This window comes from Gordonia aurantiaca (genome assembly GCF_039939235.1).
GTDB lineage: Bacteria > Actinomycetota > Actinomycetes > Mycobacteriales > Mycobacteriaceae > Gordonia.
The window spans coordinates 29742-42831 of sequence record NZ_JBDUUF010000002.1; the positions used below are offsets into that span (position 1 = coordinate 29742).

A 13090-nucleotide genomic window follows, 5' to 3' on the forward strand; every position below is an offset into this window, starting at 1 on the left:
CTGTAAACGGTTGTGGTCAGATTTGGGTCGAGTGGCAATCTACCGAATTATCGCTCGTTAGAGTAGTCCGGCTCACTGATCACCCTCAGTGTGATCTGTGAGCGGGGCGCGGGGGCCGGGTCCGGCGAAGCGCCCGTCCCGGTGCAGACAACCGCGCCCCCGGAATCGACCCTCCGGGGCGGCGTCGACGACGATCGGTCGCCGACGCCGCCGGCGGGGGTGATTTCGGGGGCGGTTGTCGCCGAACGGGACCGCGCGTCAGCGGCCCTTCCACTCCGGCTTGCGCTTCATCACGAAGGCCATGATGCCCTCGAGGGTGTCGCCGCTGACGATCAGCGAGTCGAGCACGTTGGTGCTCGCGCGGACGGCTTCGACGGTGTCGGTGATGCCGTCGGACTGCTCCATCGTCGCGATCGACGCCCGCACCGAGGTGGGCGAGGCGGACAGGATCTCCTCGGCGACCTCGCGCGCGAGGTCCATGACCTTGCCGGCCGGGGCGACTCGGCTGACCAGGCCCGCGGCGGCGGCCTCGGAGGCCGAGATGCGGCGGCCGGTCAGGATCAGGTCGCGGGCCAGCGCCGGCGGGATCATGCGCGGCAGCCGGACGAGACCGCCTGCGGCGGCGGCCAATCCGACCTTCACCTCGGGCAGGCCGAACGACGCGTTCTCGTCGGCGACGATGATGTGGCAGGCCATCGCGATCTCGCAGCCGCCACCGAGGGCGAAGCCGTTGACCGCGGCGATCACCGGCTTGGGCAGGTGCTCGCGCGCGGTGAGGCCGGCGAATCCGTTCTTCGGCACCGACAGTGCGGCCGGACTGGTGGTCGCGGCGAGGTCGTTGCCCGCGGAGAACGCCTTGTCGCCCGCGCCCGTCAGGATCGCCACCCACAGGTCGTCGTCGGCGAAGTAGGCGTCGAAGATCGAATCGAGCTCGGCATTGGCGGCCGGGTTGAGTGCGTTGCGCGCGTCGGGCCGGTTGATGATCACCTCGAGCAGGTGGCCGTCGCGCCGGATCTCGACGTGTTCGTAGCGGTCCCTGAACGCAGGGGCGACCGTCGGGTACTTGGCCCGCATCGCCGCCTCGCTCAGCTTGACCCGGTTGCCCTTGTCGAACGAGCGCACGAAGATCTTCGTGCCCACCGGATCGTCGGAGTTCAGCAGCAGGTCGAAGAACTCGTCATCGTCGGAGTCGAGGTTGGCCAGGAACCGCGGGCCGAGACCGTTCGGCGCGGAGTCGTCGACCAGGCGACCGACCACGACGCCGGTGCGCTTGCCGCTCTTGGACGGGATGACGGTGTAGGACTCCAGGATCGCCGGGCCGTCGGCGTCGCCGATCGTGGGTACCGTCGGCACCGCGTCGAGGGCGGCCTGGACGGGGCCGCTGGTGTCGGGGCGCCAGGGCACAGGGGTCGTCGAGTAGACGCCGGCCGCGTGCTTGCTGAGCACACCGCCGTTGGCGATGACGAGACCGAACTCGCCGGGGGATCTCCTTGCGCGCGTGACGACTTCGGCGATCGCGTGCAGCGAGTAGTTGTTGCCGGGGCCGCCGAAGAACGGCAGGCCACCGGTCAGGGTCAGGCCGCGTGGATCGTCGGGTGCGATGCCCAGGCCGTCGAGGATGTTGAAGACGGCGATGGGGAAGCAGCTGTAGATGTCCAGGAACGAGATGTCGTCGAGACCGACGCCGGCGACCTCGAGCGCATGGCGGACCGCGGCCGGGGCGGCGGGGGCGGACCCGAGGTCGGGGCGGGCGAGCGCGGTACGTTCGACGGTCTTGGCGTGGCCGTGCAGGAAGACCCATTTCGACGGGTCGATGCCGGCGGCCTGTGCGGCGCGCACCGACATGACCAGCACGGCAGCGGCCTGGTTCACCTGGTCGCGGGCGACGATGTAGCGGGTGAACGGGTCGGCGACGAGTCGGTTCTCCGGGGTGACCGTCACCAGTTCCTCGGCGGTGCGCACGGTGGGGGCGGCCGAGTGCGGGTTGGCCGCCGCGACCTTGGTGAACGGTGCGAACAACTCACCCATGGCCTTGGCGTACTCCGCGCGCGAGAGCCCGGTGTCGTGACGGCGCGCGTTCTCCAACAGCGCGTACTGCGGGATCACCGTGGTGAGGCCGTGCCGCATCTCGGCGACGGTGACGATGCCCTTGAGGTCGTATCCGCGGTCGTCGAGTTGCCCGCCGACCTCCTCGGTGAAGTTCGGGCGCTCACCCTCGGGCCTGGTCTGCAGGTGACGCACGGTGGAGATGACCTCGGCGCCCACCACCAGGGCACCGTCCGACCGGCCGGCCGCGATGTCCGCGGCCAGTTCGGTCAGCATCGTCTGCGGGGTCTGCCCGCCGGTTCCCGGCTGGATGGCACGTCGGGGATCGATGCCCACGCGCTTGCCGATGGCGCGCGGCATGTTGTCGGGACGGCCGAGGGGCGCGGCGGACAACGGGGTGGAGATCTCGAACGAGCGGATCGCGGCGATCGTGTCGATGGCGGATGCGACACCGGAGCCGTCGGCGTCGGCGAGTGCTTCGGTGACGGCGCGCGCCGCGAGGTCGGCTTCACCCAGTGCCTCGTATCCGGGGTCGGTCAGGCGTTCGGAGGCCTGGCCCACACCGACGACGACGGGGGTGTGCGGATCGAGATCGGCAATCGAGATTGGCATATGCACACAATGGCACAAAGAGGTGATGAGCGTCTCATTGCGGGTCCGGTCCGGCACGCGATGGCTGTCCCGCACCGAGTCTGCCGAGAAAACGGCGGGTTGTGAACTTCTGCGTTCAGTGCGGTTTCAATCGTGGCCGATCACCACGGGCGCCGACGAAACTGTCGGCCTACACGTTCGTAGTGAAAGGACCTTTGATGACCGCAACCGTGCCCGCAGGCACCTCCTCCGCCGGCACCACCGACGAGCGGCTCGACGACATCTTCGCCCCGATCTTCGCGCGCATCGCCGAGGGCGCGGTGGCGCGCGAAGAGGACCGCCGGCTCGCCTATGACGAGGTGGCGTGGCTGCGTGAGGCGAAGTTCGGCGCGCTGCGTGTGCCCGTGGAACTCGGCGGCTACGGCGCGACCGTGCGCCAGTTGTTCCGTCTGCTCATCGACCTGGCCACCGCGGAGTCGAACCTCCCGCAGGCGCTGCGCGTGCACTGGTCGTTCGTCGAGGACCAGCTCTCCGCGCTGCCCGACGCCGAGGCCGAGCGCTGGCTGCGCAAGGTCGCCGAGGGCACCCTGGTCGGCAATGCCATCACCGAGCCCGGCGCCGGCGCCATCGACCGTTACCAGACCCGGCTGACCCCGAAGGGGGACGGCTATCGGCTCGACGGCACCAAGTACTACAGCACCGGCAGCCTGTACTCCGATCACATCCTGGTCGCCGCCGACAAGGACGGCGAGCGTGTGTCGGTGCTCGTCGACGCCGCCGCCGAGGGCGTCACCCAGCACGACGACTGGGACGGCTTCGGGCAGCGTCTGACCGCGAGCGGCACCACCGAGTTCAACGACGTCGAGGTCACCGCGGACCGCATCCTCGGGCCGGGCTACGGCACCGCCGGCCGCACCTACGCCACCTCGTACCTGCAGCTGGTGCAGCTGTCGGTGTTGGCGGGCATCGCGCAGCGCGTCGTCGACGACTCGGCCGAGTGGGTTCGTGAGCGCAAGCGCACCTTCACCCACTCCACCGCCGACCTGCCGCGGCACGATCCGCTGGTGCAGCAGGTCATCGGGCGGCTCACCTCGGCCGCCTACGCGGCACGGACCATCGTCCTCGACGTCGCGGACCGGCTCGATGAGCTCGCCGCCACCGGTTGGCAGGACGAGAAGCTCCTCGACCGGGTCGAGTTCGACGTCGCGCGCGCCCAGGCGACGGTGATCCCGCTGGTGCTCGACGCCACCACCCAGCTCTTCGAGACCGGTGGCGCGTCGATCACCTCCGAGCGGCTGCGCCTCGACCGCCACTGGCGCAACGCCCGGGTGATCTCGGTCCACAACCCGCTCATCTTCAAGCTGCAGGCGCTCGGCGACCATCTGCTCAACGGCAGCGAGTTGCCGTACGCCTGGAGCGCCGGACAGAAGTAGGGGGTCGATACCCTGGCCGCATGCAGCGCATGGCGGCGGCCGATGCCGCGTCGTACTGGATGTCCGAGCGCATCCCCAACGACCAGTTCCTCGTGTACTGCTTTGCGGCGCCCTCGATCTCGGTCGGGGAATGCGCACAGCGGCTACGGGCGTGGGCGCAGCGCGTCGACGATCTGTGCCTGCGGGTCCACGACGTCCCGGCAGCGGCCGATCGTCCGTACTGGGTGAGGGCTGCACCCACACGGGACCAGGTCCGCGTCGACACCGCGACGCGGACCTGGTCGTCGTTGTCGGAGGAGGTGGCCCGCCTCATCGGCGACCCGCTCGTGCCGTCGGAGGCGGCGTGGCGACTCCACCTGTTCGGGCCGGTGGCCGAGGTGCCGACCTCTGCGCCGGGTGAGGTGGGTGTGGTTGCGGTGCTGCAGATCTCGCACGCGCTCGGCGACGGACGTCGGGCAGCGCGGATCGCGCGGCAGTTGTTCACCGCGCCGCCGGCCCCGCGGTCCGGTCGTACCGGGTCGGGCATGCCCGACATCGTTCGTGACGCCGTGACCGTCGTCGCCGGCGCGGCCCGGTTCCCGATCGAGTTCGTGCATACCCTCCGGCGCGGAATCGACGCCGCTCGTGCTGCCGGACAAGGGAATCAGCCCGAGCGCGGGTACCCGCTGACGCGACTCAACACCGACCCCGGACCGCGACGGACACTGCGCGTGCTCGTGCTCGACCGGCACGTGCTCACCGCATCCGGTCATCCGGTGGCCGTCGCGGTGCTCGCGGCGATCTCTCGGGCCCTGCCGGAATACCTCGAGGGGCAGGCCGGTCGGCTGGGCGTCGAGCTCACGGTCGGGCGTTCAGGAGAATCCGGTGCGCGCAACAACTTTCGCAACGTGGGGATCGATCTCCACGTCGACGTCGACGACCTCGACGAGCGCGCCCGCCTCATCCGGGCGGAGATCGACGCCGCCCGCGCCGCCGATGCCGATCCCGTGCGCGTGGCCCGGCGCCGGGCGACCGAGGCCACCCCGGCGATCCTCGCACGCTGGGGCGTCCGCACATTCGACCTCGCCGCCCGCCCGGAGACCGTCACCGGTGTCACCGTGGTGTCGTCGGTGGACCGCGGCGCCGCCGACTTCGATCTCGACGGCGGAAAGGTGCTGTTCACCACCGGATTTCCTGCGCTCTCGCCGCTACAGGGACTCACCCACGGAGTGCACGGCATCGGCGACCGGGTCGCGGTGTCGGTGACGACGAGCCCCGATGTGATGCCCGACGTGGACCGGTACGTGGAGTTGCTGGGCAGGGCCTTTGCTCAGGGGCGCGAGTAACCGTTGCTGTCTGCGGACGCCGGGCCGTCCGAGGACGACCCGGAGTTCTTCGACCCCCGCGTGAGCCGCTTCGGAAGACGTTCGGCGAGACCGCCGAGCGGGGCGACGGTCTGGTTCAGCAGGTCGACGGTCTCGGCGAGCTCGTGCACGGTGTCCTGCATGGCGAGCAGGTTGGGTGCCAGCTGGCCGATGACCTCGGTGAGCTCGGTGATGCGGTCGAGCGGTCCGCCCGGCGCGATGGCGCGTTCGATGGCCCCGCCCTCGCCGAGGAGTTGATCGAGCAGGCCCTCCTCCTCGGTGAAGCGATCCAGGAGGCCGCCGGGCTCGGTGGCCTTCTCCAGGATGCCGTCGGGCGCGGTGAGCTTGTCGACGATCCCGCCCTCGGAGGTGAGGCGTTCGAGGATGCCCTCGTTCTCGGTGAACTGGTCGACGACGCCACCCGGGCGCGTGAGCCGGTCGAGCGGGCCGTCCTTGGCGGTGAGACGCATCAGGATGCCGCGCTCGTCGGCCATCTGGTCGAGCAGCCCGCCCTTGGCGGTGAGCTTCTCCAGTGCGCCGTCGGGAGCGGTGAGCCGGTCGATGACGCCGCCCGGGGTGAGCAGCCGGTCCAGCGGCCCACCGACGGAGAGGATGCGGCCGAACGGCCGGTCGGGACCCAACAGCTCCGACAGCTGGTTGAGCAGGGCGAGCGGCGTGCGCGCCGCGTTGACGCTGTCGTCCTCGAGGCCGACGGCCTGTGCGATCTCGTGCTGAACGCTGCCCGCGGTGATCCGCGCGATGGTGACCGCGGACTCCGCCGCGGCCATGACGACCCCCGTGACTGCGAAGCCCAGCCGGAACGGCGCCTCGATGAGCGCGCGCGCCGGATCGGTTCCGCGGGAAGCTCCTCGTTCGGGAACTGACTCCATGGTCCCGACACTAGGCCACTCGGGGCCGATTGGGCAGAAGGCCCCGGCGAATTCGACCGACGGATTCACCCCGTCGATTCCCGGCGCTCAGCCCTTGGCGGCCTTGGCGGCGGCCTTGGCGGCCTTCTTGAAGTCGCGGACCTTCTGCAACGAGTCGGGATCGACGACGTCGGCGACCGACCGGAACCCTTCCTTGCCGTAGTCGCCGGCGGCCTTCTCCCAGCCGGCGGGTTGCACGCCGAGCTGCTTGGCGACGAGCGCGATGAAGATCTTGGCCTTCTGCTCGCCGAAGCCCGGCAGCGCACGCAACCGTTTCATCAGGTCGGCGCCGCTGGTCGCCTCGGTCCAGATACGGGAGGCGTCGCCGCCGTAATCCTCGGCGACGACCTTGGCGAGTTCCTGGATGCGGCCCGCCATCGAGCGGCCGTAGCGATGGATGGCAGGTGGAGTGGAGCACAGGTCGGCGAACGCCTCGGGGTCGGCGTGGGCGATCTCGACCGGGTCCATCGTGCCGAATCGGTCCTTGATCTTGGCCGGGCCGGCGAACGCGCGCTCCATCGGGAACTGCTGATCCAGCAACATCCCGACGAGAAGGGCGAACGAATCGGTGGAGAGGAGTTCGTCGGCCGCGGGCTCCTGTGCGATCTGGATCTTCGGCATGCCTCCGATTCTGGCAGACGGGGTCGACGCGCCGCTCTAGACTGCCCCCATGGTCAGCGGGGAGAACATCACGGGACGGCGGGGTTCGCGCAGGACATCACGTATGGCGATCGGCGCGGTCGTCGTGACCATGGTCGCGACGCTGCTCGGGGCCGTGGGGCAGGGGGTCGTGGCGCCGCAGAGCGCGCACGCGATCCCCGACCACACCGAAGCCGATTACGTCACCACGCTGAACTGCACGTCGGCGAACCCGTGGCCCGCCGGTCCGGTGAAGATCCGCGTCGACGTATTCAACGGCATCCGGTTCCCGGCCGACGGCCTGCCCGGTCCGGCGATCGCGCTCATCGGGACCGACCGCGCCAAACCCGTTGCGCTGGAGTACACCTACGACGTCACCGTGCGCTGGCGGAATCTCCGGACCGGTCGCACCGGCACCGTCTTCGTGCCCGGCCGCGGCTTCACCGTGAAATACCAGGTGGACATCCATCCGGGGCACGGTCCGGTGGCCTTCACCATCTTCCAGAAGCTCGGGGCACTGGCGTTCAACCCGATGGTGAACCCGCAGTACTCGTCGTGCTCCGGGCGTGCGACGGCCTGACCCGACGGCCGGTCGGCGGCGCTGGATCTCCAGGCGCCGGATCTACCGGCGTTCTACTGGGGGCCACCTCGTCGGGACCGCTCGGCGAGCCCGCAGATCAGCAGGTACTGCGCGGTGAAGTAGCTCGCGAGAACCCACGCCTCGCCGGCGATCCGCAGGCGACGGTCGCGCACGAGGTGGCGGCGGTTGATGATCGCCAGATCCGACAGCAGAAACGCCAGCCCTCCGATCCGTAGCCGCGGCTGGGTGTCGGGCATCGCGCTCGCCATCGCCGACATCGTCGCGAGGGTGTTGCCATAGGCGCCGAGCACCGGTAGCAGCGCCGGCCGATGGCGGGCGAGCACCGTCGCCGATTCGCCGAGGAGTCCGACGCGGGGGAGCAGCTGCTTGGATGACGGCCGTGCCCCGGCCCGCCACATCGTCGCGATGTAGCTGAGCTGGGCGGCGGCGAACAGCGTCGCCCCGCGTCGGAGATACCGGTCCTTGGCGTCGGGTTCGGTCTCGAACTCCTCGAGGAACATCAGCACGTCACCGGCCATCGAAAAGACCAGGGCCCCGGCCAGCCCCGCGTTGTCCGCCGCACCGCGTCCGGGCGCCCCGGCGGCCGTGTCGGCCGCCAGGATCAGCATCGGCAGCGGTTTGGTCAGGCCCGCGATCCTCCGGTGGCCGAGGGCGCCGGAGACCGTGGCGACGGCGGTGGTCGCCGCGAACGCGAGATCGCGCACGCGTCGGCTCGGCAGTCGGGGACCCATGGCCCGCCTACTTCAGGATCTTCGCGACGAATGCGCGGATGTCGTTGTCGGACAGCTTCTTCGACTGCGCCGCGTCGAGCACGAGGTAGGTGCGCGGCTGGACCTGGCGGTCGGCGCGTGCCTCGTTGAGGTACTTCAGCGTGAGCGGCACGACGACCGAGGTGTCCTGCAGCGACTGGGTCATCATGACCGGCTTGGTGAAACCGCGGGTGGGCAGGTCGGTCGCCTTGGTGAGCAGGTTGGTCAGTTCGGTGTTCGACGAGACCGGCTTGGCGAACAGCGAACCGATCTTGAGGCCGTCGACCTGCTTGCGGAACTCCGTGATGCACTGGCTCGCGGCCTTGGCCATCCAGCGTTTGCCGGTGTCGGTGAGCAGCGAGTCGACGTCGAGGTTCGGCCGGGCGTTGCGGATCGCACTCAGCGTGTAGAGCGCGTCGGCGGCGATGCCCGACGGCATGCTCGCCGTCGACGGGCCGATGTTGGCGAGCAGGGCGCCGAACTCGGCGGGGATCGAGGTGGCCGCCGCCCCCTTGAAGTCGAGCGCACCGCGCTGGAGTTGCGGGGCCAGTTTGGCGAGGGTGATCGCGGCCGCCGCGCCCTGTCCCTCGCCGACGACGGCCCACGACGTGGACAGTTTGTCGGAGACATCGCGCGCGGCGCTGACCGCGTCGACGATGTTGCGGGCGGTTGCCTCGAGGTCGTAGTACTGCGGCGTGCCCGGGGTGCCGACGCCTGCGTAGTCGGTGCTGACCACGGCGTAGCCGCGGGACAGCCAGGAACTCAGCTCGGTGGTGTCGTCCTTGGTGGGCCGCTCCGACGGCGCGCACTTGTCGGAGATGCCTCGCGATCCGTGGGCCCAGGCGACGATCGGCCATCCGCCGGCGGGGGCCTGACCGCGCGGCACCATCACCACCGCGGAGGACAGGTGCGCCTTGCCGTCGGCGCCGGTGCTCCAGTAGGTGAAGTCGCTGCCGCCCGCCGACCCGGCGACCATGCGGGCGCGCGGCAGGTCACGGTTGGCGAACACGGCCCCCGGTGCCTGGCCGGGGCCCCGCGCGTCGATCTCACCCGCGTTCGCGTCGGCCGGTGACCCCGGTTCGGTGTCGGCCGCATCGGTGGCCGGGGTCTCCGCGGACGGGGTCGCCGGTGCGGGAGCAGCGGTCGACGGGGTGGTCGTGAGCGGTTCCGCGACCGCCTGCGCGGCCAGACCGAAGGTGGTCAGGCCCATCGTGAGGGCGGCGGCGAGGGCGACCGTGCGGGCGATGGGGGTGCTCCGTCGGGGGGAGGAGCCGTGCGTGTTCATGTGTGTTGTTCTGTCGTTCTGTGAGATGGGTGAATGACGTTCGGCGAGAGGGGCTCTCAGGCCTCGATGATGCCGACCGCCGGCAGGAACCAGCAGGTCTGCGCGCCGTTCTGGGCGGTGCCGAAGACCGCGGACAGGATGGTGCCCTCACCGGTCTTGACCGGCGCCAGGCGGACGCCGTTCAGCAGCGGGAGCGCGGTGAGCGCGGTCTTGTCGGTGACCGGCTTCAGGTCGGCGAAACCGCCCTGCAGGGTGCTCGTGTTGAACCACGCGACCTGCATCTGGCCGCCGCTGCCCGCCCGGGTCGTCGCGGGCACGAATGCGTAGGCGGTCTCACCCTTGTCGACCAGGTTCAGCTCGGACGGGATGTTCGCGATGGGGAGCATGTCGATCAGCGGCTTGAGCGGCGTCAGCGGATCGGTCTTCAACGGCCACGGACCTGCGACGGCACCCGCGCCCGCGGTGACGAGGCCGAGCGGGTTGTCGGCGGTCGGTGCGGTGCAGAACGGCGCCACCGACGGGGTCAGGGTCTGGATGCCCAGCTGCCTCAGCAGGGCCAGCGGATCGGTCGACGCGGCCTGCCGCGGGGCTGCGGCATCGTAGGGGAGTGCGCCGGCGCGCTGGACGAGGCTCTCCACGGACAGCTGGCCGCTGCTGCTCAGGATCGCCTGGGCGGCCTGCACGGCCAGCTGATCCACGCCGGCGGACTTGAGCATGCGGATGCCGGCGGCGAGTTCGCTGTCGAAGGGAATCGAGTACTGGCTGAGGAGATTCGGCGGCAGCAGCGGGAGCGACGGCGCGGCCGAGGCGGCCGGTGCGGTCGAGGTGATCGCCGCGGCGGCCATGGCGACACCCGCGAGGCCCATACCGCAGCGTCGGAGTCCGCGCCGCCCGACGGCACGACGTGTGAACCGAGACCTGATGGACATGGCACTCCTTCGAACAGCCGAACACCCCGCCATCGTGTGGCGGGTGTGACAGATGGGACTTGAGTTAAACAAGAGCACGGTAGGGGCCACCCGATCAAGCTGCGAGTCCGACCTGTGACATCCGCGCGACCGACGGGATACCGAGTCCGCGACGACCTGCGGTTATGGTCACCGGGGGCGTGTGGTGCGGGTCACGTCAGGCGGAGGTCTGCGGCGGCCCCGAAAACGACGAAACCCCGGCCGCAGCCGGGGTTTCGTCGTCGGATCTGCGTGTCAGATGACCGCGATGCCGATCACCGGGACGATCGTGCAGGACACGACCTTGCCCTTGGTCTTCGTGGTCACGTTGCCGTGGATCGCCGAGATCACGCGGCCCTTGCCGGTGCGGGCGATGCCGGTGAAGGTGCCCGGGCCGTCCTTGACGTTGATCTTGTCGTTGCGCTTGAGGGTCAGGGTGCCCGAGCGGCCGGTGTCGACGTTGAGCCAGCTCACCACGAGCGGCTGGGCCTTGTTGTCGATCGCCGGGCCGGTGCCTAGGGCGGTGTAGACGTAGCCGCCCTCACCGCGCTTGGGGCCGGGCGCCGGGGCCTCCTGCGGGCCTGCGGTCACGAGTGCGCGGCCGAGCGAGCCGCCGCCGGGAATGCAGCCGAGGCCGAACGTCGGGTACAGGAACTCCTGGATCTTCGGGGCCTTCGGCCCGCTCGGGATCTCCGGGTCGCTCTCGGCCTTCTTCTTCGATTCCGCGGCGAGCTGCTTGGCGGCCTGCTGACGTCCGGGCTCGCCGAGAAAATCGGCGACCGTGCGCCAGATCTTGCTGACCTCGGCGGGCATGCCGGGGGTGTTGGCGAACTGCTCGGCCTGTTGCAGGAGTTGGGCGTTGACCTTGCCGTCGGGGCCCGGGGTCGCGACCGAGCCGATGATCGCCGGTGCGAACGCGCCCAACGAATCCAGCACGCGCTGGTCGACCTTGGGGGCGGGGTCCGCCTGCGCGACCGCGGGAAAGACGAGTCCGGCTGCGGCGACCAGTGCCGAAGCGCTGACGATCAGGCGGCGGGTCCGGTGCGGGCGGGAGGCGGTGGAACGCAACCTCGACGGCCGGGTGAATCGCACTGGGTGTGTCCTATCGGTCGTGGCGCTGCGTCGGCCGGACTGCGGCCTCGGGCGCCTCGTGGTCGTATGGATCGTTCTCGTGAGCTGTCCGGGCGGGTGGACGTCTCTGACGATCCTCCCACCCCCGGACGTCGCGTCATTCTAAGCCCCGGCAATCCCCCGGTGTCCAGGCAGGCAACCCGGTTGCGACTGTGACGTATGGGGTTATTGATGCAATTGTTACAGAAGTGACTGCGTGACCGCCGAATCGTGCCGGGTTTCACCACCTGGTTGGATAAGGGGGACAGACGCATCCGCCGCCAGTCGCGAGGAGACCTGACGTGGAACAGCAGCAGCGTGCCGACCTGCCCGGAGGGCACCACCGACCCGGTGGACGGTCGGCCGGACACCGGGACGCGGTCGGCCGGATCGCGCGCAAGACGCTGGCGCTGGCCGTGGGTGCGCTGATGGTGGTGGGTGCCGCGGCCTCCTGTGCCGACGAGTCGACGACGGGTGGGGAGGTCACGCTGCTGACCCACGAGTCGTTCGAACTACCCGAATCGGTCATCGACGGCTTCCGCCGGCAGACCGGTCTGACTCTCAAGATCGTGAGGTCCGGTGACGCCGGGCAACTCGCGTCGACGGTGTCGCTGACGCCGGGCGCGCCGAAGGGCGACGTGGTCTTCGGTATCGACAACACCTTCGCCTCGCGGCCCATCGAGGCCGGGGCGCTCGAGGCCTACGAGTCGCCGGCGGCCGCGAACGGTGCGTCCGAGTACGCGGTGCCCGGGGCGGCGGACCTGCTGACCGCCGTCGACCGCGGCGACGTCTGCCTCAACATCGACGACGCCTGGTACTCCGCGCGCAAGCTGGCCCCGCCGCAGAGCTTCCGCGACCTGGCCGAGCCCGAGTACGCGGCGCAGGCGGTGCTGACCGATCCGTCCACGTCGTCGCCGGGTACCGCGTTCCTGCTCACCACGGTGGGTGCGCTCGGCGACGGATGGGAGGACTACTGGAAGCAGGTCGTCGCCGGTGGCGCCGAGATCGTCTCCGGATGGGAGATCGCGTACAACCAGGTCTTCTCCGCCGGCGAGGGCAAGGGCGACCGTCCGATCGTGCTGTCCTATGCCTCGTCGCCCGCGGCCACCCCGAACACCCGCGCCCTGCTCGACAGCTGCTTCCCGCAGGTCGAATACGTGGGAATCCTCAAGGGCACGCGCAACTCCACCGGTGCACGCAAGCTCGTCGACTATATGTTGAGCCCCGAGGTGCAGTCCGCGCTGCCCGATTCCATGTACGTCTACCCGGTCCAGCGCGATGTCCCGCTGCCCGAGGGCTGGCCGCCGCGCGCCGAGGTCCCCGAGTGGATATCGAAACTGCCGCCCGCCACGATCGCGGAGAACCGTGAGAAGTGGCTCGATCAGTGGCGCGCCGCCGTCGGCAGGTGACGCCCCGG

11 protein-coding genes are annotated in these 13090 nt (G+C 70.2%); 4 read left to right on the plus strand and 7 right to left on the minus strand.

Going from position 1 to position 13090, the window contains the following annotated elements; translation table 11 throughout:
* Positions 1 to 258 precede the first annotated feature (258 nt).
* Positions 259 to 2658, minus strand: a complete 2400-nt coding sequence (locus tag ABFT43_RS05110; RefSeq protein WP_347959309.1) for an acetyl-CoA acetyltransferase — start codon at positions 2656 to 2658, stop codon at positions 259 to 261.
* Between the two features lie 197 nt (positions 2659 to 2855).
* Here ABFT43_RS05110 and ABFT43_RS05115 point away from each other — a divergent pair, with 197 nt between their 5' ends.
* Together ABFT43_RS05115 and ABFT43_RS05120 are read left to right on the plus strand one after the other, a co-directional pair.
* Positions 2856 to 4070 carry an acyl-CoA dehydrogenase family protein gene (locus tag ABFT43_RS05115; protein WP_347959310.1) on the plus strand — a complete coding sequence of 405 codons (1215 nt, stop codon included), beginning with the start codon at positions 2856 to 2858 and terminating at the stop codon, positions 4068 to 4070.
* 20 nt (positions 4071 to 4090) lie between these two features.
* Positions 4091 to 5395, plus strand: coding sequence for a WS/DGAT domain-containing protein (locus ABFT43_RS05120; protein WP_347959311.1), 1305 nt, complete (start codon positions 4091 to 4093; stop codon positions 5393 to 5395).
* On the opposite strand, the gene ABFT43_RS05125 is transcribed toward ABFT43_RS05120, so the two are convergent.
* Both ABFT43_RS05125 and ABFT43_RS05130 read right to left on the minus strand, forming a co-directional pair.
* The gene (locus ABFT43_RS05125; protein ID WP_347959312.1) at positions 5380 to 6303 is read right to left on the minus strand and encodes a hypothetical protein; all 924 of its coding nucleotides are present in this window, start codon (positions 6301 to 6303) and stop codon (positions 5380 to 5382) included. The two genes, ABFT43_RS05120 and ABFT43_RS05125, sit on opposite strands and share 16 nt — an antisense overlap.
* 87 nt (positions 6304 to 6390) lie before the next feature.
* Complete coding sequence (locus tag ABFT43_RS05130) at positions 6391 to 6963, minus strand: HhH-GPD-type base excision DNA repair protein (protein WP_347959313.1); 573 nt, start codon at positions 6961 to 6963, stop codon at positions 6391 to 6393.
* A gap of 130 nt (positions 6964 to 7093) precedes the next feature.
* Between ABFT43_RS05130 and ABFT43_RS05135 the strand changes: the two genes are divergently transcribed.
* A complete protein-coding gene (locus ABFT43_RS05135) occupies positions 7094 to 7561 on the plus strand; it encodes a hypothetical protein (protein WP_347959732.1) in 468 nt (155 codons plus the stop codon).
* Between the two features lie 53 nt (positions 7562 to 7614).
* Here the strand turns inward: ABFT43_RS05135 and ABFT43_RS05140 are convergent, their stop codons facing one another.
* From ABFT43_RS05140 to ABFT43_RS05155, 4 genes are all read right to left on the minus strand, one after another.
* Positions 7615 to 8313: a lysoplasmalogenase gene (locus ABFT43_RS05140; protein ID WP_347959314.1), complete on the minus strand. Its 699-nt coding sequence runs from the start codon at positions 8311 to 8313 to the stop codon at positions 7615 to 7617.
* A 7-nt stretch (positions 8314 to 8320) separates the two neighbouring features.
* Positions 8321 to 9616, minus strand: a complete 1296-nt coding sequence (locus ABFT43_RS05145) for an alpha/beta hydrolase family protein (RefSeq protein ID WP_347959315.1) — start codon at positions 9614 to 9616, stop codon at positions 8321 to 8323.
* A 56-nt stretch (positions 9617 to 9672) separates the two neighbouring features.
* Positions 9673 to 10545: a hypothetical protein gene (locus tag ABFT43_RS05150; RefSeq protein WP_347959316.1), complete on the minus strand. Its 873-nt coding sequence runs from the start codon at positions 10543 to 10545 to the stop codon at positions 9673 to 9675.
* Positions 10546 to 10818: 273 nt separating this feature from the next.
* A complete protein-coding gene (locus ABFT43_RS05155; RefSeq protein WP_347959317.1) occupies positions 10819 to 11655 on the minus strand; it encodes an Rv1157c family protein in 837 nt (278 codons plus the stop codon).
* Between the two features lie 344 nt (positions 11656 to 11999).
* On the opposite strand from ABFT43_RS05155, the gene ABFT43_RS05160 reads away from it, so the two are divergent.
* A complete protein-coding gene (locus ABFT43_RS05160) occupies positions 12000 to 13082 on the plus strand; it encodes a thiamine ABC transporter substrate-binding protein (protein ID WP_457590109.1) in 1083 nt (360 codons plus the stop codon).
* Positions 13083 to 13090: the final 8 nt, after the last annotated feature.